Here is a 25,577-nt window from a genome sequence, read left to right as displayed (position 1 = left end):
TTGGTTTGACGTTATATTTTAAACTTTTTGAAACCTAACAAGAGCTCATTCTCAGACATTTTAGTTTAGCGCCAAATAAGTAGGACAAACATTATTATTTCGTTTGTATTTGGAGAAAGCAATCTGGTGAATGAGGCAATGCCGTACCCCAGAACGATCAAACCAATGCAATCCAGGATAAACCTGACTTTCTCTAGCTAATATGATATTTTACCAACAACATTCAATTTTAAACACCACCTCATTTATCTTAGCGGCATGAATAAACTGTCCATTATTTGCCTACTAGGCGTTTCCATCACACTGATCTCCTGGGGATTTAAGGGTCACCGCGCTATCGCCACTATCGCCCAGAAACACCTGACCAGCAATACAGCGTACGTGGTTTCGGCCTACCTGAAGGGCGAAGGTATGGCTGACGTTGCGACTTGGGCCGATGAGAATAAGAACCCGAAAACCGCGCCATGGCACTACACTAATTTACCTTTAGGATTGTCGCACGATGCTTTTGTGAAAGCAGTAAGTGAAAGCGATAACAATGTTTATACCGCTATCCTGAAAACCGAAGCCCAGCTAAAAGATAAAAGCCTTTCTTCAGAGCAAAGGTATGAAGCTTTAAAATACCTGATCCACCTGGTTGGTGATGCACATCAGCCCATGCATGTTTCCCGTAAAGAAGATAAGGGAGGTAATACCATCCAGATCCGTTTCGATAAAAAGGGAACTAACTTGCACAGCCTATGGGACAGCAGGCTAATCGATCATGAAGGTTTAAGCGACGCCGACATAGCGAAAAATTATGACGTTGCAACAGGCACTCAGATCAGACAATGGCAGTCAGACAGTCCGATGGAATGGCTTTGGGAGAGCTACCAGATCAGCGGCGAACTTTATGCGACCACGAAACCCGGTCAGCAGATCGATGAATCTTATTACCAGAAATATCTACCGGTTATTCATACACGTGTGGACCAGGCGGGCATCCGCCTGGCTGGCGAACTAAATAAATTATTCAATTCAGCTACACCGCCGGTTGTTGCCGTTACGCCTGTCCAGGCTGCCGCTGCAACAATTCCAACATTAATTAAACTGGAAGAAATCAAAAACGCTATCGGTAAAACAGTAACGACACAAGGCCAGGTATTTAGCAGCAAAGACATCGGCAGTATGGTGCTGGTCAATTTAGGTGCAGCTTATCCTAACCAAATGCTGACTGTTGCGCTCAAGGGAAAAGCCAAAGACCTTGCCGGCAAATTGGAAAATAAGACCATCACGGTGGAAGGCGAAGTGATTGATTATAAAGGCAAACCGGAGATCATCATTACCGATCCGGCCAGGATAAAATTTTAATATGAACGAACCGTTTATTTTGGCCGTCAAACATCAAGGTATTGAACATGAATTTAAAGCACGTTTCGAGCGATGGGGCTATACGCACCGTATTGCTGTGCTTATTAATGATGATAGCTTTGTATTCGAACCGGATGAAGAATGTGGGTACCGGGCATTGATGGCGGATAAAGCATCAACTTTACCGCTTGATAATGCCCTGCTACGATCGGTCGCTGAGAAACTAACAAGTTTGAATAACTAGATTTTGCTATTAGGCCGGGCATTATTTACGCAAAATCCGTTTCGCGAATACCACAAAGGGTGCCTGTACCGAATGAAAGTTTAGGCAGCGTTTACGAAATCACTGGAACAATATTGGTGCCGTATGATAGGTACAAATATCCTGATAGAACACGATATGAAGTTGATCGCCGCGAGTGATTGGGTGATTGATATGGCCCTGGTGCTGGTGAAGCTGGCGGGCGTATCCTGACAGCAGGTACGCCCGCCTATAGCTTAAATACAAAAAGCCGTACAGCTCACCTATTTAAACACTTAAAAAAGCGGATACGCACAATAATAGAATTATTTCTTAGGGATTTGTTGGCGGCGGACATAACAGTGGCTTTGTTATAAAATCAGAGCCGAATTCTTCGAAACTGGCTTTATTTAAGAAAACACTTACTTATATTAACAACCTTTATCATACCCCTCAAAAGGTAGTAAATGCCATTGAGTGTGAATACATTACAATCAACGCAAGTATGAATGGCATATCAGGGGCAAACCATTCGTCTAATACCGATTAAATTAAAATATTTTATAGAATTCAGAGACGGTAACATCAATTTCCCCCCGGGATTAAATTTTAGTGAACTATGGCTTTCAAACGGGCCGCCGTATAAGACTATTTATAAGGCAAAAATTTGCTCAAGCCGGGGAGGTTAAATTTACGATCCATCGATTAATTTGATAGTCTCAAACTATTCAATTATCTGTTTCATCTTTTCTATAAGTTCAGGAACACCCGGCGTTAATTAAACTTACTCCATTCATAATTCAAAAATTTTTATTTTATAAAGCTAATCTTTGCGGAACAACATTTGCCGTTATTTAAACGAAAAATGCCCGGCTAATTAGCCGAGGCATTAATCAATGGTTGGGGTGAGATTAATCAATAGTTACCTTTATAACGAAATCTGTAACGGTTGGGTTACAAAAAAAAGACCCCTCAGATTTTTTAAGATCTGAAGGGTCACTATTGACTACAGGCACCCCTGCCCATATGCCGAAACAAAGATAACTTTTTTGATCAGTGGTTAAAATATTTTCAATTTACGATCATGGTAAAGAATTACCTCATATTATCTTTTTGATTCACTTGTGCAACCACCCCAATGGTTAGCGACCAAATTAAAATTATTGCTGTCATGAAATACTCAACTTTAAAGTTTAACACTTGTTTTACGCTCACTATAACTGGCTGATTTACGAGAAATGTTGTGAATGCAGTGTGCAGGCTGCAGAGTATTATATACTGCGTTTGAAAAAGCCCTCACATTTCTGCAAGGGCTTGATTAATTTAGAAGCGTTCTGTTTTTGCAAATTTATCCAAGCCCACAAGGCTTAATTCGATTTATCAATTTTGGGAAATAAAGGCTACATACCCCGAAATCTTACACCACCTGCAGGTCCAATTATCTTAGAAATTTAGACCAATTTTCAATCCTAAACACCTACTATTCAGATTTAAAATACCGTAATTTTATTTTATTTTTAACCAAAAATTGATGAATTTATTTATCAAATAGGCAGGCAAGATCACCGTGGCCGTCCTGCTTAGCCTGGCTATATTGATTCCTCTGATACGACCTTCTATGTCAAAAACAGGTCCCCCACATTCACTCGGCCTAATAGTTGCGTCTTGTAAAATTACCTGATCAAATCCATCTCTTCGTTTGCTTTTCCCACCTTGAAACATTTCTGCGGGGAGATTATTCAGCTTTTGGGGGGGGGTATTTTAAAACAATCACTTTTTGGATCTCTTCCCCTGCCCGTAACGCAGCAAGCGTAATAGTATCACCGGCGAGGTGTTTTCGGAGGGCTTTTACAAAGTCTAGCTCATCATTGACGGTAAGGCCATTAACAGATTTGATTATATCACCCTTTTGCATACCACCAGCCTCAGCTGCGCTACCCAACTGAACGCGATCTAACACCAGTTGATCATATCTAAAGACCGCAGCAGCGCCTATATAACCATAGCTCGTTTTGGGCGGAAGGTTGATATCCATCGAACTTAATACGCCTGTAAGCGCCATTGAATCCGGTCTCGGGGATATCAGTAAAGTGCCTACATCCGCAAAATCGATTGGGTTCTGTTCAAAGGTGGTTAATCTGATGCCTGTCCCCAATTTTTTTTCCGGCAGCAGAAGTATTAGGTCAATTTCTTTGCTTCTTGCTAAAACAGTCAACGCAACTGAGCTGCCATTTGGCAAGGTTGCGGAAGGCGACTCCCCCACCATAGAACTTTTGCTGATCAAAATATCTTTTGCTGCAATTGCTTTTGCCGGGGCCAGACCTCCCAACGAGATTAAGGTGCCGGTTATTTGCTGCTGCCTGCCATCTACCTTACTGGTGATCTTCAGGCAACTTTCGTTGAGTTTCGCACCAATTTGATCTAATCCCTGCCATAAAGCTGACTGCCTTTGTTCAGCAATGCCGCCCGCTAACGGATCTTTTTCGTAAAAAGAGGTATCGGCAGGTAAAGCCGTATAACTTTCCACTTTGCTTAAAGCAAGCCAGTAACGGCGGAAAATATCAATCGGAACTTCGTAATTTATTATCTCGGGCACCTGGATCCCGCTATGGATCCCGATAACACGGCCGGAGAGGTCAAATAAAGGACCACCCGAATCGCCTGGCTCCATCAGGCAACTCGATTGCAGGAAACCAAATTCGTTTTTTAAAACAGTGATGTGGCCGAATCGCACATCTGGTTTGCGCTGTTCCACAGTTTCCGGGTAGGCGATGCTGATGCAAGGTTGGTTCACCTGCAATGAAGCGGACCAGGCCATTGCTGCAAAGGGCCAGGAACCTTTTTGAACGATCTTAAGCATGGCCGCATCCGGCAACATATTATCGGGTGGGAAACTGATCCGGCCAAGTCCCTTAGCACAGCACTCCTTACCATCAGGAAAAATAACGTTATAAGTCTTTCCGGCCGTTACCACATGCGCTGCGCTCAATATTACGCCATCTGCACTCACTACCACACCGCTGAATTGCGCGCTTATTCTGTTGCCGGTTTCCTGTTCGGTTTCCCACAATAAGACCGATGCTGGATAGGCTTTAGCTATTGCATATTTAATATCACCCTCAAGGACTTTCATTTGCCGCTTGACGCGGGTTTGCAAAGGCTGCGCAAAACCAGCTGACCCTCCCATTAAAACAGTCTGGAAAAAAACTACCGCTAAAACCTTGATATTATACATTGGTGAATATTAAAAAAGGAAGTTGGCTTTCGCCAGCTTCCTAATAATTAACTAACAGAACTCATATTAATATTAAAAGCTTTATTCGCCCTTGTCTGGACGGTTGTTTTTTTGACGCCGGATTATCTTCTTTCGTTGTAAACTTCAAATTCACCAATAGACACCTGGTGATCCGCTTTTTCAACCGAGATCCTCACTTTATTCGCCCATACCCTTTCGAACCGGTGGATTTTTATTTTGTGATCGTTGCGGCCATTGAACAGCGTTTTCCAAACACCATCTACATTATATTCCAAACGGTAGTCGGTAATATTGGCCTTTTGTTCGGCTATGACAATGGTGTTAAAAGCCTGGTCCCTTTTAAACGTTAGTTCATACCAGGGCTTCTTCACCTCCGGGTTTGATACCCATGAACTGCCAAAATCGTCATCGTTGGCAAAATCCATAATGGCCGAATCATCGCTCCAACTTGCATTGGCCAACTGGTTTTTCGCCAGGTTAGAGGAGATTATCGGCGGCTCTATCACCGGTAAGTTCACCGTCTCATGAGAGTTTTTCCAGATACTGCCAATGGTTTTTAACGCGGCCAAAGCGTTTTCATCCATTAAACCGTCTCGGTTGGGCGCTACGTTTAAAATAAAATTACAATTAGCTTTGTTTAAAGGGATCAGCGTTTCGTTAACCAGTTTAACCGGATCTTTCACAGCGGTAGTTGGGTGGCTGGTTTCCCAGAACCAGTTTTGCTGTAAAGGCAGGCAAGCCAGGGACGGCAGGTGATTGCTTTCTGTCGAGATCCGCTGCCCTGCTCCCATCTCATAGGTCTTGATATCGGTATAGTACATTCCTTCAGCGGGATATTTCGCACCATTAAGGTCCATTACCACGCAATTTGGCTGCAGGGATTTAATTAACCTGTAGATATCTTCAAAAGGTACCTCATCGTATGATATACGCGACCAGGGTGCATCCCATCCGTCGATGATCAATGCATCGATCCGGCCATAGTTACTCATCAATTCGGTGAGTTGGGCCTTGATCATCTCGATATGCTTTGGCGTAATGGCGTTGGGACGCAACTTATGATGCGTATCCAATATGGAATAATACAGGTATACTTTGAGTCCGTTCGCTCGAAAAGCGTTTGCAAATTCCTTAACAACGTCCCTTTTCAGCGGACTGTTCATCACATTATAATCGGTGGTTTTAGTATCCCAGATACAAAAGCCGCTATGGTGTTTAGTGGTAAGGCAACCATAGGCCATGTTAGCAGATTTAGCGGCTTTCGCCCATTGATCGCAGTTTAATTTTGCCGGATTGAATAAGGCCGGGGATGCATCCGGATCCGGCCAATCCTGGTTCATGTAGGTAGGAATATTAAAGTGGATGAACATTCCGAAACGGTCCTGGACGAATTCCTGCTGCAAAACCGACAGCGGTTTTGCAGGTTTGATGTTGTTCACCTGCGCACTTATAAAAGACGGTATTAAACAAATCGCCAAAAGTAATACCGTTTCCCTGATTTTTTCAATGATCATATGATGTTATAGATTTATCGTTACTGTTTTGCAGTAAAGAGTTCAGCCAATTTTTTGTTAAGTGTTTCTCCCCTTAGGTCGTTTGCAATAATTGTCCCGTCGGGGCCTACCAGGTAGCAGGCAGGTACCGCGCGAATCCCGTATTTTCTGCCTACATCGTTGTTCCACCCTTTCAGATCTGATACATGCAGCCAGGGCATGCCATCTTTGGTAATTGCCTGTACCCAGTTCTTCTTATCACTATCCAGCGACACCGATAATATTTCGAAGCCTTTGTCTTTGTAAAGTTTGTACTGTTTAACGAGGTTCGGGTTTTCGGCCCGGCAGGGACTGCACCAGCTGGCCCAAAAATCTATCAGGACGGTTTTACCTTTCAGACCGGCTAATGAAATGGGTTTGCCGTTGATGTCATTTTGTGTAAAGCCCGGCGCAATACTCCCCACTCCCGTAATGCTAACGGCATTTATGCGCTGCGCAAGTTCCTTCCCCAGGTCGGTCAGCTGCAAATCTTTGTCAATGGCCTTAAATAAAGGCTGGATCGTCTCTACATCTACTTTTGAACCCGCAGCTTCTGACAGGGCAACTAAACCGAAATAGGAATGTGGATGTGTTTTGGCAAATGTTATTTGCTTTTCTGATCGTTTAACGATGCGCTGATGAAAGCGTTTGTTTACCGCGTCGATGTACGTGCTATCTTTTTGATCCTCTGGTGTACCGCTTGCAAAATCTATATTGGCCAGTTTCGTGAGATCCATCATCGAGCCGCCGATTTCCTTTGTATAGGCACTAAATTCGTCGTAAACTTTTGACCCGCTGAACCGGGCGTTAGTCAGTGAATCTGCAGATGCAATTTTTACCTGTTCCCTGCCAAAATAAAAATAGATCACATCACCGCCTTTGTAAATGGAAAACGGCTTCCCGTTTCCCTGGTGATCGAGGGACATACGCGCTGTACTGATACCGCCGATATTTCCCGAGAACATAAATTCACCATTGACCACGGCAGAAGAGTCTTCATGACTAACCCCGTTATCCATATAGTCTAGGTAAGCTATTGCAGGGCTCTTAAGGTCCCCTATTTTACCTGATATGCTAAATTTGGCAGTCTGCGCGAGACCAAGTACCGGTAAAAGGATGCTGATAACTGATAATTTAAATCTCATAGTATCGGTGTAGTTAGATATTTATTTAGAAAAAGAGCGGGTTATGAACGCTCGTTCATTAACCGCTCTTTGTAATGGCATTTCCAAGACGTACATTCATTGCCTTGTCTTATTTCTGCTTCCGAATCCGGCATCGGATCGGACAATTAAACAGCTGAGGGGTTAGCTGCGTAAGCAGTCCAAAGTTCATCAACGGTTTTGCCAGTTTCCTTTTTCCAGCTTTCATCGTTAAAGGTGTGCGTGCGCAGTTGCTCGTCAAAAGTTTTGACCAGGTTTGGTTTCACATTTTTCTCTATCCATACCAGGAAACGAGCGGTAACGCGGTAAGCGTTTTCATAAGTCTGGGTGTGCTTAAAAGCGGGCAAACTCCATCCTGCCCCTACGTTATCCACGCCAAATTTATTACGGGCGTAATCAGCTATACCTTCTGTTAACCAGCCGGGCCCGGCGCCGTCGCCATAACCCTGCACAATATGCATCACCTCATGGGTAACCACATCAATATCCTTAGGATATTTCGTCATGTACTTCGAGCTGAATGTAACCCGTCCGCCCCCAGTTTCAGCTACACCGCCGTAAGCCGTGTCGATTACAAAAGTTACATCCTTTAAGGTTTTATTATTGTACTCCTTTTCCAGCTTAGGGTACACCTCAAAAAAAGTATCCTCCAGTTTTACTATTTCAGCCTTGTCGAATTTTGAATCCTGGTTAATAACGGTTAGTTTATACCCGTTCTTTTTAATGACTTCGGTTGTCGTTTGTGCTTGCGTAGCGGCGCAAAAAGTGACTGCGCCAATTAGGGTTGAAAAAAATAGCTTATTCATTTGTATATATTTTTTGTGTGATACTTTACACAGGTTTTTGTTAAAAAAATTGAGTGTTAATTAGTAGGTGATACCAGGGAAGTCGATTTTAGCCTTTGCTAATTGTGTTTCCCAGCTTTTGCCATTCTGATCCCTATCTCCAAAGGCGGTTAAAGCCAGGGGCTTTAAATCTGTACCAGCAGCACCACTCCAAAAGTGAATGAATTCGCCCATATTCAAATCCCGTGAATACTCCGGATAGTTTTGAACACCATTGTTAAAAGTATGCTTAGGAAAATACTTAGACAACAAAGTGAAGAAATTATTGAGGGCAGCACTTTTTCCGTGTTGGGTATAAATTGGCAGAAACCAGTCTCTGTACCAGTGCGTGCCGGCGCGGGGGAAATCATCCGTGGTTGATAGCTTCATGTTATTCCAGCGTACCGCGTCATCGTTACGGCCAAGGCCAAGGTAAACGTCATACTGGTAAATTTCCATCCATTTACTGTCATGCCAAATAGGGAAAGCCGGTGATCCATGCACCCCTTTGGAGGCCCCTTCTACAATATGGCCAATTTCATGGGTGCTTAAATCGATGTCGTTACCGGTACCGGCTGTCCATGCGTTAACATCAGACGATCCGCAATCGATCACATTATGATAGTCGTGGCTTGCATCCATGTAGGTTGACGGGTGGCCACCAGAATATTTACCGGCATGTAATACGGCGTACAATCTTGTTTCGGTACCATAAGCACCATAAATTTTTTTGGTATAATCCCAGGCCGCGGCCAGGTATGGTTTTGGCCAGGTGATGTCGGCGTGCACGTCCTTATCATAATAAACTACAACGCTCGTGTCATCAGTTATTCGGTTAAGCAATTGAACATGATCAAACCAGTGCTCCTTCCATACCGCTATCGGCTGGTCAGTAGACTTATTGTGAATCTTCGGGTTTGTAATCATTTTTTTGCTGCAAGCCGTTAGCCCAGTTATTAGAAGTATAAAGAGAGTTGTTTTTTTCATTTGGCAGTGATAGTTTAACCGGTTGATGTGCCGTTGTAATACAGGGTTAAGGAAAATACGATTTTTATTAAATAACTGCCGGCACAACAGTTAAGATTGACACCGGCAGTAATCTATCTTACCATCCGGGATTTTGAACCATGTTATTATTTTTCAATACCTCATCGTTAGGTATGGGGAATAAGTAATCACGTTCTTTTCTAAAAACTCGCGTCTCTAAAACCACTTTATTATAAAAAGAATTGTCAGACTTTGACATATCCATGCCGTAAAATGGGCCGGCATCGGTGTTTTCCGCTATTTTCCATCTGCGGGTGTCAAAATACCTCACGTTTTCAAAAGCGAGTTCTACACGGCGCTCATTCTGTATAGCTGTCCGCATAGCCGCCTGGCCGGATGGCGCCGGCAGGTTTGTACTGCCATAAAGCGGCACACCCGCCCGCAAACGGATCAAGTTAACATATTTTAATATATCTGCGTCACCAGGGGCTGATTCATTAAGCGCTTCAGCATAATCCAAATAGACTTGCGCAAGCCGTAGCATAATGGCTCCGCGGGCGTTATCGCTGGCTGTGACATCTTTGCGAACCGTATAACCTGTTGGCGTTACATCTGATGTACTTTGCACACGGCCAGAATTACCATTGAAGGTAAAATCTGTAATTAAGGTCGACCCAGGCACTTGGTTTAGCCAATAGCTGCTGTTGTAGGTAATACCCACATAGAAACGAGGCTCACGACCTGTCCATTGATTGTAGGTATTCCTGGCGGCTACATCAAACGGCGCTTTGAAATTGGAGAATCCGGTTGGTACATAGCCAGATGCCGCATCGGTTATTGGACGTCCGTTTGCCATAAAGTAAGCATCAACCATCGTTTGCGTAGCGCCAAGCGCCCCGCCACCCTGGTTGGCACTGCTAGGCGATCCAGCTCCGACATGTTTTGGCGTACGATCATATTGGGTATAACTACCACTGTTAGATCTGGCAAAAATCCACTCGCTGTTCCAATTGACCGTCACCACGTTACGACAAGATTTATAGGCTGCCATAAAAGGATCAGCGTCCGTCTCCTGATATAGCTGATAAACGCCTGGTACGAAATTACTTATGAAGTCTTTAGCGGCAGCTGCAGCTGCTGCCCATTTGCTTGCATCATAATTTTGGTTTATTAATGCAGTCCCATCATGGTTTTTCAGCGATGCAAAAGCCGTATTTCCGTTGTAGAGCGGGCTCGCTTTAAGTAATAATGCTTCAACCTTATAGGCCTTACAAATACCGCTTGTAATTCTTCCATATTGAGCAGTTGTTGGTGTTGTGGCTAAATCCGCGGCGCTCCCATCCAGTTCGGTTACCACAAAGTCTATACCCTGATCGAAAGGGGTACGGGCCAGCCTCAAATCGGTAATGGGTGCATTTACATCGAGGATCTTATCTCCTATGATCGGAACAGGGCCATAGGTGCGTAATAACCAGAAATAATATAATGCTCGCAAAGCCCGTGCTTCTGCCTTATAAGTTTTTTTCACGTTAGCGTCGACCTCAGCAGGATTGGCGCTATCTATGTTTTGCATAAAGTAAGTAGCATTGCGAATAGCCACGTAATAATTATTCCAGTATTGCGCCACGTCACCATCAGTATTACTCCAGGTACTGGCGTTCATATTATTGCTGTAATTAAAATCCCAGTTGTACTTGGCTTCATCAGAAGATGCCGTCCAGGGCCCAGAATTATCTGTTCCGTTATACCGTTGCGTTAATTCGTTTGGTACAGCATTGTAAATATTGGCCAGGAAATTATCGGTGTTAGTTCTGGAAGTGAAGATTTTATCTGTTGTGATGATATCATCCGGCACCTGACTCAAATATTTTTTGCATGAGCCCAGGCTTAGCGCGAGCAAACACATACTTATATAGGTAATTTTTTTCATGTCTTTTTTCGTTAATTTAAGTTTAGAAGTTTGCTTGAACGCCCAGTGTAATGGTCCTTATGTTAGGGTAAGCCGTACCATTACTGGTGTTAAGTTCCGGATCCCATAATTTGAACGGACTCCAGTATACAAGATTTAAGCCCTGCATGTATACCCGCGCATTTTTCAGACCAATGGATTTTAACGTACCCTTTGGCAGGTTATAACCCAGATCTGCTGTTTTTAAACGAATGAAATCGATATCTTTTACCCACCATGATGATGTTACAGCATTGTTCTTATTGGCGCTGTTGCCATAAGCCAAACGTGGGTAGAATGCATTGGGATTTGGATTTTCTGGTGTCCAGCGGTCTTCAGCAATTGCAAACAGGTTGCTTCGTTCTGCACCTGTACTGTTATTAAACGGAATGATACCGTCGCCGCTTAGTAATCTGTCGGCACCCGCCACGCCCTGGAAGAAAACGCCAAAATAAAAATGCTTGTATTGTAAATTGAAACCGAGACCGTAGGTGGTGGTGGGAACATCGCCGTTGCCGATACGGGTGACATCATTCGCGTCAATTTTGCCATCACCATTTAAATCTTTATACCTGATATCGCCTGGTCGCACGCTACCAAGCGCGGCTTGAGACGGAGCGCTGTTGATCTCTTCCTGATTCTGGAAAAGACCGGTCGCTACGTAACCAAACGTTGAAAGGTAATTGGTACCTCTTCTATCCATGTAAGGATATGGCTGAGGTGCCTGATCATTTTCAATCACCTTATCCCGGTTAAACGTAAACGTACCACGCACATCCAGCGTAAAATCGCCTATTTTGGTGGGGTTTAACAATATGGTCGCGTCGATGCCTTTGTTAGAAATAACGCCCAGGTTACCGTAAGGATTGCTGCTAAGTCCTACCAAAGCTGGTAACGAGGCCCTTTGAAGGAATACACCGCTTCTTCTTTCGTTAAAAACATCCACTGTTAGCGAGAATAATGATCTGAACGCTGTGATCTCTAAGCCAAGGTCCCTTTTATGGGATCTGGCCCAAGCTACGTCTGTACCATAACTGGTGATGGCTGTACCGCCGTACCCCTTGTTATCAGTTCCGTTACCAAAGGTGTAGCCGCCTGCAGCCGTACTCACAACCGTTAAATATCCAAAGCGTCTGCCGGCATTTCCACCATCACCCACTACCCCATCGGAGTACCTGATTTTCGCAAAATCAATAACATTCTTGAGAGGCTCGTAAAATTTTTCATTTGACAGTACCCATCCAACGCCGAAAGATGGGAAAAATCCGAACTTTTTGGCAGGCGCAAAGTTTTCTGACCCATTATATCCAAAGTTGCCTTCCAAGAAGTACTTGTTATCGTAAGAGTAGGTTACCCTGCCGGCGAGTCCCTGGCTGCGATAAGGCAGTGAACCCGGTAAATCAGTTGCAGAATTCAACAATTGCTCTCTCTGATTAAACAGTGCCAAAGCAGTAATGTGGTTCTTAGTTCCGATATTTTTATCGTAGTTTAATGATGCCTCTGTATAAAACTGACGGGTGCCGTTCATATCACCAAGGGGAGTAAAACCGAGCTGATCTGATCCTTGCTGAATTACTTTCAAATTAACACTTCCGTCGTCATTATAAGGATTACTGCGATCGATCTGATACCAGCTGCGCTGACGGGTGCGGGCAATGGTGTGCGTGTTATAGATATCAAATGAATACAACGCGCTGAAGGATAAGCCTGGCACCCAAAACTTCAAGTCCTGCGTCAACCTCGCATTGGATAAAACCTGATTACTAAAGGTATTTTGATAACCTGTTTGCGTAATTTGTGCATATGGGTTAGGCTGCGCACCGGCCGAACTTACACCCGGCACCAGGTTACCAGGATACATCACAGGATAAAGTACCGGGTTGGTTTGCATTACGTTAGCAAATGCATCGTTAGGGCTTACACCCGGGTAATTAGTGTTGGTTATATACCCCTGAATACCCAGATCGAATTTAGTGGTACTCGTCCAGTTCATCGAAACGTTAGAGGTAAAATTGTAACGCCTAAATTTGGTTGATGCGTCATAACTTTGAAGAGCATCTGTTTTCAGCAAACTCTCTTCATCGTAATAGGCGCCGGATACATAAAAGGTGGCATTTTCAGACCCGCCGCGTGCGCTAAAATTTGCCCGTCTGTTTTGTGCTGTTGTGTTAAACAAAGCATCCATCCAGTTGACATTAGGATATAGATTGGGATCTTCGTTCCTGATAGTAGAATTAATATAATTATTACTGTACTCTTTGCCTTGGCCACTGGCTAACCGGGCCTCATTCCTTAGCATCATGTATTCGACACCATCAGTTAGTTCGGGGCGTTTTGTAAAGGAAGTGATACCCTGATTGTAATTAAACATTAACGTAGTTTTGCCTGAGCTGCCTTTTTTAGTATTGATCAGTATGACCCCATTTGCACCGGCAACACCGTATACCGCCGTAGCGGAAGCATCTTTAAGGATTGTAAAGGAGGAGATATCCTCAGGATCCAACCCATTGATATCCCTGCCCTGCACACCATCGATAATAACAAGTGGTGCCGCACTGTTACCCGACTGGTTAAAGGTAGCAATCCCGCGTATCCACAGGTCGGCGCCATTTTGGCCGGGTAGGCCGGAGCGCTGTACCCCAACCAATCCACTTATTCGGCCTGCAAGTGTTGCACTTAGATTGGCTACAGGCTGTTTAATATCTTCAAGATTTACAGTCGACTGAGCACCTACCAGGCTAATTTTTTTCTGCTTTCCATAGCCCACGACGGAAACCTCATTTAAACTATTACTAGCTGCCTGCAAAGAAATGTTAAAATTGATGACATCTTTGATGGCCAACGAATAAGTACGAAAACCCACGAAGGTCACAAAAATTGAATCGCCCCGGGTGGCTGCAATTTTAAATTTGCCGTTCACATCAGTTATGTCGACCTTTCCAGACCGCTGATTGGTTACACTCACACCCGGAAGGGGGAGGTTTAATTCATCTTTAACCGTACCGGTTATTTGCAAAACATCCTGTGCGTTTGATTGCATAGCAAGTAACATCAATATAGAAGCTATATAAATGAATTTACTATGTCTCAAACCTGAGGAAAGGAAGTTAAAGAGTCGATTTTTAAACATAATTTCTTGGTTTGTGGGATAAAAATTTTGTTGATTATGGTTAGCTGGCTTTTAATTCAAAGGGTAATTTATCACACGAAATTCAGCCATCTGGAATAGCGAACTTCCCCCGTTTGCAGTAATATTCAGCCGGTAATAGGTGAACGTGTCTGGTGTGGTAAAGTCATAAGTATTGGTTTTACCCCTGTCGGAAAAGGTTTCACCGGTCCTGGTGTCCAAAACCGTCCATGTAGTGCCATCGTTAGATCCGGAAATATTCCAGTTTTTTGGATCCCGTGTCGGCGCGTCGTTTGCTGAAGTAAGCGAGTAAGAAGTGATATGCTGCGCTTTTTTAAATTTCAGTTGGATATAAAACGCAGGAGCATAACTAAAGATCAAAAATTTTGACCCGGTGTCTCCATCGGTTACTTTTGCAGATCCTTCTCCTGCATCCGGGCCGCCGGTGTTTTCAATGTTAACACTTAGGGCACCCTGCGCTGTTACGTCTTCCGGATCTGGCGGCAACAGATCATAGGTGCGCTTCGCATCCTTTTTACAACCGGCGCAAAAAAACATGGCAATAAAAAGCATTACCAACAGCTGCCTGGATAATTTCAATACATTCATAGATTGTTAATTAAAAGTTTAAAATTTGATTCATATAGTCCGTTTAACAGCTGTTTCACACAGCGAAGTGGCTAAAAAAGGCAATAGTTCACCATCCCGAATCAACTACTGATTTTATCGGATTGCCTGCCTTATCCAGGGAGGCCATTAATTTAAAAGAAGATGAATACCTGCAGTTAATGCTGTTTCAGGAGCCAATAAGGCTATCCCTCTGCAAATCAACCCATTCCGGAGAAGTTAAATTAACAATTGGGCCTGCCGCGAAACATGCATTTTATAGAACTTAAAAAATGTAGAATTTCTTCATAGGTAATTTTAGTTAGATTTAAATTAATAAAAAGAACAAGAGCGCATCACAACAGAAGCAATGGAATTTTCACAATTAGACTGATAAAACGTTTTACCAAATTAACCACTGTTTTAAAGAACAACCAAATATAATGTTAGTAAAATGTTTTACCAAAATAAATTCGCATTTAATATTAACAAATGGTTAAATTTAAAAATTCGCAAATTATTACGCCATATATTACCAAACAGACAATTAAAGCAATAGTATCTAACAGATTATCACCAATATGACTCAAATCAACGAATAGCATTGCGAAACATACCTTTTATAAGCAGAAAGTATAGGTAACTATTTAACTCCTAACTGAGAACTGGAGTTGAGCCCCTCACTACCAAGGTTGCCGGTAAACAAATATTAATTTTAGAGATATTGTATTTTTCACTGTTCATTTGTGATAAAAGAACATCAATAGCGGACTTGGCAATTTCGTAGGTAGGCTGCTTAACCGTTGTGATACCCGGAGGATAAAGGTTAAATATTTCATTATCATCAAAGCTGATCACAGCCAATCTGTTCGGAATATTAAATTTTAGCTGGTTGATACTTTGCAGCCCCATTACACCCAGGTAATTAGTTGTAAAAAAAACCGCATCCATCTGTTTTTGTTGCTTTAAAAATGCCTTTATAGAATTGATCGCCTCATCCCCCTGCATATTGAATGGTAGTTTAAAGAGCATTTTCTTACTTTCCTTGATGCCACCGTCTTTTAGCGCGTCTTTATAACCCTGTACCCTATCCTGTAATTGTATTAGATCCAGATCGGCAGTAACCAGACCAATATGGCGATAGCCTGAACTGACAAGAAATTTTACGGCGTCGAAACTGCTATTGTAATTATCAACTAAAACATGAGGAATATCGATACCGGGAAAGTAACCATCTATCAGTACCACAGGTTTCTCGCCGGCCACCAGGTTTTGAATTTCTTTTTCCAAACCCTTCATAGGGGTAATGATATATCCGTCCACCAATTGCTGTGACAGCATCTTGATCACCTCTTTACCTTTTTGGATATTATTATTGGTGCTGCAATAAATAATACCATAACCTGCCTTTTCGGCTTCTTCCTCTATTACCTTAGCCATAGCGCCAAAAAAAGGACCGCCGATGCTCTCAACAATCAATCCTATAACTTTAGATACTCCTGTACGAAGGCCAACTGCCATACGATTAGGCTCGTACCCGTATTTTTCGGCAACTTCTAATATTTTTTTCGAAATTTCTTTACTTATTCGTCCTTTTCCATTCAGCACAAAAGAAACCGTGGTAATAGAAGTATTAGTAAGATTTGCAATATCTTTTATAGATATACTTTTTTTCATTTATCGTTAAGGTCAATAAGGCATTGAAAGAATCAGCCACAATACTGTGTGAAAATCTACAAGTCGTTTTTATTAAATTAGCTTGATGCCCATAAATATAACAAATGCTGATGAATTCAATTAACCTCAGCATAATGTTTGATAAAACCATTTACCTGTTTTTTTATTAACTTGTCAAACATAATCTGTTTCATATTTCAGTCTCATGCTATTACTTATCAACTGTTTCGCATATGGCCCTAATCCCGAAGCTTAATCGATTCGATTTGTCGATGATCGTGGTTAGTTTGGTTATTGGTATGGGTATTTTTGCTACTCCGGCAGAAGTGGCCAATCATTTGAGTAATCCGGTGCTTTATTTCGGCGCATGGTTTTTTGGCGGAGCCATCAGCTTATGCGGGGCACTCACCTTTGCAGAAATTGGTGCTCGTTATCCCAGTACGGGCGGCTTTTATAAAGTCGTTTCTTATTGTTTTCATCCGGCATTCGCGTTTATGATCAATTGGATATTAGTGATAAGCAATGCGGCGTCGGTTGCAGCTGTAGCGCTTATCGGTGCCAACTACATTTGTCCGGTGATTATGCCTCAAAGCCTGCAACAAAATATTAGTATTAAAATTGTGTCTATATCATCAATGTTCATCCTTTTTGTCATCAATCTGCTGGGGGTAAAAATGAGCGCCCGTACACAAAACATATTAACGCTGTTAAAGATAGGCATGATCTTGATGCTTTGCACAGCTGTTTTCAAAGCACCGGCGTTTCCGGTTGAGCACCATCATTTTAAAGAAATAAATCATAACACATTATATGGCATAGGTGTAAGCCTGATCGCTATTTTTTTCACTTACGGAGGATATCAGCAAACTATCAATTTCGGCGGCGATAGTATTGATGCAAAAATAAACGTACCTAAAGCAATTTTTAGAGGAATAATTACCGTCGTTATCCTTTATATGCTTATCAATTTTGCCTATTACTATGTTTTAGGAATTAATGGGATACAACACCAACCTGCCTTGGCTGCCACGCTGGCAGGCGTCATGTTTGGCACAACGGGTTACAAGGTGATATCGTTACTGATGTTCGTTTCCGTACTTTCATTTATCAACGTAAATATTATGTCCAACCCAAGGGTTTATTATGCTATGGCCGAGGACGGTATACTTCCCCCGATATTTAAGCACGTTAATAGTAAAACACAAGTGCAGGTATTTGGATTGTGTTTTTTTGTAGGGGCAGTATTGATCATCCTTTTCTTTATCGGATCGTTCGAAAAGATGATGAGTTATATTATGTTTTTTGATACGGTAGGCCTATCGACAGCAGCACTTTCTATTTTCGTTTTGCGTCGTAAAACTAAAAACCTGGATAACACCGGTATTTACACCATAAAATGGTATCCCTTCATTCCGGTGATATTTATCACTGCTTACTGGCTTGTTACAATTTCTATCTTCATCGATACGCCTATGGCCGCAATCATTTGTATCTGCACTTTTTGTGCAGGCTTTATCATATATTATATTACAAAACGTAACCGAAAACCAATAGCAACACCGTAACCATGGATTTGTCATTTATTATTAATGAACTGGGCGAAGACAGGGAAAACTACTTCAATGCAGTATCGCCGCCAATTATTCAATCAAGCAACTTTACGTTTAAAACGGTTGACGATATGCGCGTGGCCATGGCCGACGAATTTGAAGCCAACCTGTACTCCCGGGGTCAAAACCCTACCGTCAATATACTGAGAAAAAAACTGGCTGCGCTTGACGGCGCCGAAGACGCACTACTATTCAACAGCGGTATAGGGGCAATAAGCGTAGCTGTATTATCGCTCGTTAAAGCAGGCGACCATGTTATTACCGTAAAATCATCTTATAGCTGGACGGTAAAGTTGTTTGAAAGATTTTTGCCCCGGTTTGGCATCACCACTACGTTTGTAAATGGTACTGAGTTCAGCAACTTTGAAATTGCGGTGTTACCACAAACCCGCCTGATACTCCTGGAAAGCCCCAACACGCTGACTTATGAACTGCAGGACATCAGACGCGTGGCCAAGTTTGCAAAATCGCGGGGCATTATTACTATAATAGATAACAGCTACTGTACCCCTATTTTTCAGCAACCCATACAAATGGGTATCGACCTCGTAGCGCAATCGGCAACTAAATACATCGGCGGGCACTCTGATGTAATAGCAGGTGTGCTTACCGGCAGTAAAGCCATGATCAGGCAGATCTTCAATACCGAGTTTATGAACCTTGGCCCTGCCCTGTCGCCAAATTCTGCTTGGCTGCTGTTAAGGGGTTTAAGAACCCTGCCTTTACGTTTACAACGCAGTTTCGAAACCACAAAAGTCGTTGCCGCCTGGCTTCATGATCATCCGGAAATAGATCGGGTGATCTGGCCTTTTAACCCCAATTTTGAGCAGGGTAAACTGGCAAAAGAACAAATGCAGGGATGCGGCGGCCTTTTCAGTTTTACGCTTAAAAACTCCACGTTCAGGAAAATTGAGCAATTCTGTAACAGCCTGCAGCACATCCTGATAGCCGTTTCCTGGGGCGGGCACGAAAGCCTGGTAATGCCCTCCATCGTCTCTATCGACCAGAAAGCCTACTGTGTAGACAACCCGCAAGACCAACTGATAAGAATGTACATCGGACTGGAGGACCCGAACTACCTGATTAACGACCTGAAGCAAGCGTTAACCAGCTTTGAATGACCTTATAAATAATTAAATTCTATACCTATGATATGTCACAATTAAAATCCATTATCTTTTTCGCGATCTTTTGCCTGTTTTTCAACACAGGGATTTTGCAGCCAAATTCAAAGAGTGTAGCCTCGCTGGTGGGATACATCAATCTGAATATCAATGCATCCGGTATGAAAGATACCGCAGGGGTATTTTGCGTGCGTTTAGGAGGCGAAGTATTTTGTCCCAAAATTGTAAACGGGAAGCTGGTGCTTAAATATCACATGGAAGAACCCCGGAGCGCCAGCCTGGTTTTTTATCCCCGCGACAATTAAGGATAGCAAAATCTATTTCGATGCGCATATCAGCATCCATTTACGCACAGAAACCGAAGGCGAAATGAGCCAAAGCGGTATCGGGCTGGAGAACGTAAAGCAAAGGCTGGTATTACTTTATCTAAACCGGCACGACCTGGTGATCCGCGAGAACACCAAAGAATTTTTTGTTCACCTGACCATCGAACTCGCCAATAATGATCACCTTAATTCAAACGCATGACAGCCATTGCCATTGACGACAAACCGATAGCCCTTGACTTGGTCAAATCGCATGCCCTTATAGCTCCGTTCATTGAACTAAAGGCGACATTTACCAATGGTTTTGAGGCGAAGAGTTATTTGCAGTGGAACAAAACCAACCTGGTATTCCTGGATATTAAAACGCCGGATGTAAGCGGTACCGACTTCCTGCACAGCCTGAACAACCCGCCCATGGTTATTTTTACCACGGCACACTCTGAACACGCGGTGAAAAGTTTTGAGCTGGACGCGATCGATTGTATGCTTGAGCTGTTTTCCCTGCCCTGTTTTTTAGAGGCGTGTACCAAAGCCCATGAGCTGTACAGCTTGCGTAATAAAGCTGCTAATGACGAAGGCACGGCATCCATTTTTATTAAGGACTGTTATGAGCAGATCAGGGTGGAACTGGATGACATCCTGTTTATTGACGCTGCCGGCAATTACGCGCGGATCCACCTGCTCAGTAGCAACTCGTTCAGCACGCATATGATCATTACCGATCTTCAGCTAATGCTTCCTAACCCAAAATTCAATCGTACCCACCGGGCATTCATAGTCGCCCGGGATAAGATCGATAAATTCGACAAACACAGATCATCATCAACGGGCATAAAATACCGATAGGCGTTACTTATGCGCAACGTATGCAAGAACTTTAACCTCAATTTAAACAGACATATAAATATTAAACCATCACAAGCCAATGAAACAATTATTTGTCCTCCTGCTCACGCTCGCCTCTTTTTCAAACATTTATGGCCAATCAATTTCTCTTCCAAAAAATACGGAGTTCGAGTATGACAGCCACGAGCAGCTCAACTTCCCTTACATGAACAATAATTACCGGAGCACCTTCCAGTTCAAAGTATTAGGTAAAGAGGGCAACAACACATTACTGGAGTGCCGCCTGGTGCGGGTCTGGGTCAACAACAAGCAAAATGACCAGCAATACCACTTTAATACCGATAGTTTGGAAAACACTACGTTTAACTCCACCAACTCGTTTCTTCACCTGGCCCTTTTGCAAAAGCCACTGGTAGTGAAGTTGGATTCCTCCAATACCGTTATTGACATCCTGGGTGTTATGGAAGCCATTGACGAGGCCGCCAAAAACTGGGGGCTTAGCCGGGAAACAACTTCGATGCTCAAAAACAACGCGCAATTTTACCCGGAGAATGAGCTGAACAATTTATTTTTCAAGCTCCCCAAACAGAAAATCACCTACGGAATGGAGTGGCAGGCGGCCGATAGTGTATTTTACAATGTGACGGCCATCACTGCACCAAGGCTGTATATCCGGGCATCCGATAAACCGAACGACAGCCAGATCATGGATAACGCCACCAAAATTGTCACATTTAATGAGGTGACGGGCCTAATAGAACAGAGCTACAGCAAAAGTAAGCAACAAAGCGAAGTATTGACCAACGGACATAAAATAACTACGCCACAATACCAGCTGGAAGTAACAGTCCGTATGGGCGCCAGTAAACATGCTATTGATACCGCCTGGATAAACATGGCTGTTAAGACAAGCGCGTTTTGGAGTGATGCCTTTAAAACCGGCACTGTGACTGATTCTGCGAAAGTGTTACCTTATTTCCGGGCGCACGATGGCGCTTTTAGGGGCGACGCAACCTACACGGTAAATAAGCTGAGCCTGGTACAACAGGTAACCGGTGTAAATGATTTTAAAACATACGAAGCGCTACTTATTAAAACGCCTACCCGTTATTTAAAAGATCAGCAGAGTCACCTCTTTAATAAAATGGGTAATATGCTCCACCTTTCGGTTGATTCCGCTGAGGAAATCAGCCATTACATGTATAAAGACGCGGGATTTAAAGGCTGGGTACAAGAAAGCTTTGCCCAAAATTTCATCAGTATGGATTATGACGAACTGGTTAATGATGAGGAATTTAAAAAATATGTTAAAGAGAAGGCCATGACGCCGGATAGTGTAAAAAAATGGTTTGCCGAGCAGACCGCGAGTCATAACAAAGCCGAACTAATTTCCAAACAGCTGTTAAACAGATTACATGTTGATAAGGACCCGATAATGCGCCAGCAAACTGAACCGCTATACCTTTGGGTTGACGCGAAAGAGCATAAGAAAGACGGCGATTACCTGATAAAAACCGGCAAAAAATTGATTCAACTTGATGACGTTTACCAGCAAAGAGGTAACGGCAGCCGGTATGCGCTGCTCATTTATAAAATGCTGGTCAGTGTAAAAAAACAACCCGAAGCGGATGTACTGCTGAAAAAAACCATGGCCAACCTGGAACGTTTTGCTGCCGATACCCTGAGTAGGTCGCGCAATGCAGATCAGAACATATTGGCATACGCATGGTATTTAAAATACACCGACGCCAAACTTGCCGATTCGGTTAAGGCGCTGCAATACCTGGCTAAAGCAGCGCAAAGCTCTCCAAAAAACGAAAAGGAAAAGGCCTACACCAGTTTCTATGACCGGGTTTTCCTGAAATCTAAGGAAAGCTACCGGGATGAGTTTATTACCCGCCTTTTCAACAGCGGGAACGACGAAGAGGCGCTCAAGGTGTTTGTTGAAAACATTAATGCCGAGCCCGGTACGATGGACCAAATGCAGAAGGTTTACGAGTCACATTTTCCAGGGAAAGACTACAAGGCGTTTTTCAAAAACAATATCGTTTCCAGCTGGCAACCCGCCCCTGCTTTTACTTTGAGAGGTATTGACGGTACGGATCGGTCACTCAGCGATTTCAAAGGTAAATGGCTGGTGCTGGATTTCTGGGGAACCTGGTGCAGCCCTTGCCGCGAGGAGATGCCCGCTTTAAACACCTACAGCCAGGAAATTAAAGCAGGGCAGCATGCCGGCATCAACTTGTTAAGCATCGCCTGCCGCGACCTGGAAGTCAATGTAAAATCTTATCTAAAAAACAACAGGTACGATCTGCCCGCCGTCATGTCCAACAGGGTAATTGAAAACGACTATGCCATCACCGGCTATCCCACCAAGGTGATCATATCGCCCAATGGCAAAATGTTAAGCCTGAAATATGGGGAGGACTGGGCGGCCCTTGTAGAAAAATTTAACGGCTTAAGCAGGACGGAATAAGAATTTGCCGGTTCAACAGAGCTGCCAGAAACAACTGGCAGAGCTTGCCGGAATTTACTGCTGTTTAAATGACTTAAATACGCGGTGGAAGTGGATATTACGGAACGCTTGACCACAGGATTTTCTGAGATGTAGCGAACCGATTTGTGTCGTGATAATTTAAAAAGCAGTTAATAATCACCAATTTAATGTGGTCAAAGTGTTGCAAATTAATAGTTAGGGTCTGTCAAATAAAATGTATCACCCCTTTTTAGGCCATTATGGGGGTCTAAAAAGGGGGTGATTGCTAATTCAAATCTAATATCATTCTCGTAGGAAACTACATGGCCAGCTTTAGAGCGGTCATTGCCTAGCTTGAAAGTCCCATCGTACATTTTTGTTTATATTGATATGCGCGACATAAATCAATTTTATTAGGGGCATATCCGGGGTAAATCCGCCTTTTGTTTTGGTCACTTTCTGGCCTGTCGATGGAAACCTTCAATGGTATTAGCAGTATACATCAGTTTCCACACAGCAGTATCATACCGGAAATAGTTGGTCAATTTTGCCAACTATTGCGCCAGGAATTCAACACCTTCTTGTATTTTTTGCCCCACTGCTCTTCCAGTTCATCCAAGCGGAGTTCCGCCAGATCCAACTTCTCTACCTGGTATACAGGCCTTCATAAACACTTTTGGTCCTTTGTGAATTAACCAGTTTCCTCGACCACTCTTTGCCAATATAATTTCTTAATGTAAAACCCTGAAAGCTAATACCAAATGTGGTCACGGCTTTTTTCTCAACCTTTTTTTTCTTTGGCAGTTTCAGATAGCTTCATACCATTTTACCCACAGCTTAATATTATCATTAGCGCAAACCAATCAGCCCCATTTTTACTATTGGTCTTTTCCATAACCACACTTGCACCCAAGCTGAAAGTTCCACAATTTCAACTTTGGAGAGGCAAGACGCCAAACCGGGGGTTATCCGGTAAGAGCAGTTTACAAATGCAGTCTTTCCCTTTTTTTGCCAGTGCTGATTTTTAGGGTTGGTTCAGAGCTACGATAAATTGGTTACATGTTTGTCGCATGAACCTGTCCTTGTTTGAGACCCGGTAATTCTTCCTGTGAATAGCATATTGATTGTTTTTTAGTAAAAAAATAAATCATTCTTGCTTTCCCTGTTCAATTTAAAAGAAAAAGGGAAAAGAAAGCAATACAAATTACCGGCTCATAGCCAGAAGAACCGGAATAAACTCTAAAAGATGGCTTGGTGGGCCACGAGACAAGCATTCTCCCAACGAGATATAACGGAAGACCCGGCCCATCGGGACACACTGACACTTATGGAATGCAATTTCGGGGCCACGGACAATGGGGCACTCTAACTCCCGGACGTACCTTGCGGCATTTACAAATATTCTTCAGGAGCTACACTGAGTATGCCTTGACCAAATTCAAATAAGACGCTAAAATTTCACAAAAATTTGAAATAGAGCTTTTACGAATAAATGACATAAAACGCTGTCCAATGTTTAAAAAAGCTAAATACCTTTATAATAAACCAACAGGTTACCCTTATAATTCATGCGATTTATGAAATCCGGGTACTCATCAACCCTGTGAGTCTAATTTCGATAATGTGTGTTCGTGGGAATGTATCGGGCAAGTAGTCATTAACATATGGTGAATTTAACCTGGTCCCTAGGTGCAAATGATGAAAACCTATCCTGCGGCTACCTTAATGAATGTCATAAATTAAAATTTTCAACCTTAACGCCTTACATGATGAAAGATAAAGACCTGACAAAGAGAAGAATGATAGATGCGGTTGGCAGTATCATTGCAAATAAGGGATTTAATGGCTTACGGATCAGCAAAATCGCGCATGTGGCCGGTGTAGACAGGAAGTTGGTCTATCGATATTTTGGCAGCCTGGATAACCTTATTGAAGCATATGTAACGGAAAACGATTATTGGATGCTGTTTGCGAGTCAGCTGAAGGCTTTATCAGGTGAGGTAGATAGTGCTGACGGCAGGCGACTGATCGCTGAGATCCTGCAGCAACTATTCAAATTCTTCCTGGAAGAGCCGGAATCTCAAGAATTGATTTTGATGGAGTTAACTGGTACGAATCCTTTGATGCGCAGCATTCACAACGCCAGGGAGTCTATTGGGCAGGAATTTTTCAACCGCACGGACCAATTCTTTCACGATAAACCTGTAAATTTCAGGGCAATATCAGCATTACTGGTTGGCGGTATTTATTACATCGTCCTCCATACCCGAAAAAATGGATACATTTTTGCCGATACTAACTTAAAATCTCAGGACGGTATGAAAGCTATTCTGGAAGCGATATCCCAGGTAGTTGAGTGGTCTTTTCAGGCAGCCCAATAGCGGCTGTTCATTTAATTAAGCATAGCTTACGATTATTTCATTGTATAGGGACAGGCGATTGCGAACACTATCCTTTCCGTGTTCGCTTCTCGCAAGGCTTACT

Annotated in this window: 16 protein-coding genes and 1 pseudogene; 8 read left to right on the top strand and 9 right to left on the bottom strand. The window is 43.0% G+C overall.

Annotated elements, in window-relative coordinates; genetic code table 11:
* The first annotated feature begins 258 nt into the window (after positions 1-258).
* Entirely contained in the window at positions 259-1,350 is a 1,092-nt protein-coding gene (locus A0256_13545) for a hypothetical protein (protein ID AMR32372.1), read from the top strand.
* 1 nt (position 1,351) lies between these two features.
* Positions 1,352-1,594, top strand: coding sequence for a hypothetical protein (locus A0256_13540; protein ID AMR32371.1), 243 nt, complete (start codon positions 1,352-1,354; stop codon positions 1,592-1,594).
* Between the two features lie 1,732 nt (positions 1,595-3,326).
* Here A0256_13540 and A0256_13535 read toward each other — a convergent pair.
* From A0256_13535 to A0256_13495, 9 genes are all read right to left on the bottom strand, one after another.
* Complete coding sequence (locus tag A0256_13535; protein ID AMR32370.1) at positions 3,327-4,826, bottom strand: hypothetical protein; 1,500 nt, start codon at positions 4,824-4,826, stop codon at positions 3,327-3,329.
* Between the two features lie 122 nt (positions 4,827-4,948).
* On the bottom strand, positions 4,949-6,361 hold the full coding sequence (locus A0256_13530; protein AMR32369.1) for a carbohydrate-binding protein: 1,413 nt from the start codon (positions 6,359-6,361) through the stop codon (positions 4,949-4,951).
* A gap of 20 nt (positions 6,362-6,381) precedes the next feature.
* On the bottom strand, positions 6,382-7,524 hold the full coding sequence (locus tag A0256_13525) for a thioredoxin (protein AMR32368.1): 1,143 nt from the start codon (positions 7,522-7,524) through the stop codon (positions 6,382-6,384).
* 146 nt (positions 7,525-7,670) lie between these two features.
* Entirely contained in the window at positions 7,671-8,348 is a 678-nt protein-coding gene (locus A0256_13520) for a secretory protein (GenBank protein AMR32367.1), read from the bottom strand.
* A 60-nt stretch (positions 8,349-8,408) separates the two neighbouring features.
* Positions 8,409-9,293, bottom strand: coding sequence for a hypothetical protein (locus A0256_13515; protein ID AMR32366.1), 885 nt, complete (start codon positions 9,291-9,293; stop codon positions 8,409-8,411).
* 178 nt (positions 9,294-9,471) lie between these two features.
* Complete coding sequence (locus A0256_13510; GenBank protein AMR32365.1) at positions 9,472-11,283, bottom strand: hypothetical protein; 1,812 nt, start codon at positions 11,281-11,283, stop codon at positions 9,472-9,474.
* Between the two features lie 22 nt (positions 11,284-11,305).
* The gene (locus tag A0256_13505; GenBank protein AMR32364.1) at positions 11,306-14,431 is read right to left on the bottom strand and encodes a SusC/RagA family TonB-linked outer membrane protein; all 3,126 of its coding nucleotides are present in this window, start codon (positions 14,429-14,431) and stop codon (positions 11,306-11,308) included.
* Between the two features lie 51 nt (positions 14,432-14,482).
* Positions 14,483-15,037: a hypothetical protein gene (locus tag A0256_13500; GenBank protein AMR32363.1), complete on the bottom strand. Its 555-nt coding sequence runs from the start codon at positions 15,035-15,037 to the stop codon at positions 14,483-14,485.
* A 651-nt stretch (positions 15,038-15,688) separates the two neighbouring features.
* On the bottom strand, positions 15,689-16,711 hold the full coding sequence (locus A0256_13495) for a LacI family transcriptional regulator (GenBank protein ID AMR32362.1): 1,023 nt from the start codon (positions 16,709-16,711) through the stop codon (positions 15,689-15,691).
* A gap of 272 nt (positions 16,712-16,983) precedes the next feature.
* On the opposite strand from A0256_13495, the gene A0256_13490 reads away from it, so the two are divergent.
* The 6 genes and pseudogenes from A0256_13490 to A0256_13465 all read left to right on the top strand — a co-directional run bounded on the left by A0256_13490 (position 16,984) and on the right by A0256_13465 (position 25,474).
* Positions 16,984-18,276, top strand: coding sequence for a hypothetical protein (locus A0256_13490; protein ID AMR32361.1), 1,293 nt, complete (start codon positions 16,984-16,986; stop codon positions 18,274-18,276).
* Positions 18,277-18,278: 2 nt separating this feature from the next.
* On the top strand, positions 18,279-19,442 hold the full coding sequence (locus A0256_13485; GenBank protein ID AMR32360.1) for a cystathionine beta-lyase: 1,164 nt from the start codon (positions 18,279-18,281) through the stop codon (positions 19,440-19,442).
* A 32-nt stretch (positions 19,443-19,474) separates the two neighbouring features.
* Positions 19,475-19,750, top strand: coding sequence for a hypothetical protein (locus tag A0256_13480; protein AMR32359.1), 276 nt, complete (start codon positions 19,475-19,477; stop codon positions 19,748-19,750).
* Between the two features lie 219 nt (positions 19,751-19,969).
* Positions 19,970-20,652 (top strand): annotated as a pseudogene (locus A0256_13475) (DNA-binding response regulator).
* A gap of 44 nt (positions 20,653-20,696) precedes the next feature.
* Positions 20,697-23,093, top strand: coding sequence for a hypothetical protein (locus A0256_13470; GenBank protein ID AMR32358.1), 2,397 nt, complete (start codon positions 20,697-20,699; stop codon positions 23,091-23,093).
* Positions 23,094-24,757: 1,664 nt separating this feature from the next.
* A complete protein-coding gene (locus A0256_13465; protein AMR32357.1) occupies positions 24,758-25,474 on the top strand; it encodes a hypothetical protein in 717 nt (238 codons plus the stop codon).
* Positions 25,475-25,577: the final 103 nt, after the last annotated feature.

This window comes from Mucilaginibacter sp. PAMC 26640 (assembly GCA_001596135.1).
GTDB lineage: Bacteria > Bacteroidota > Bacteroidia > Sphingobacteriales > Sphingobacteriaceae > Mucilaginibacter.
The sequence above is the reverse complement of the archived record's forward strand: the minus strand, read 5'-3'. Positions and strand labels throughout refer to the sequence as shown.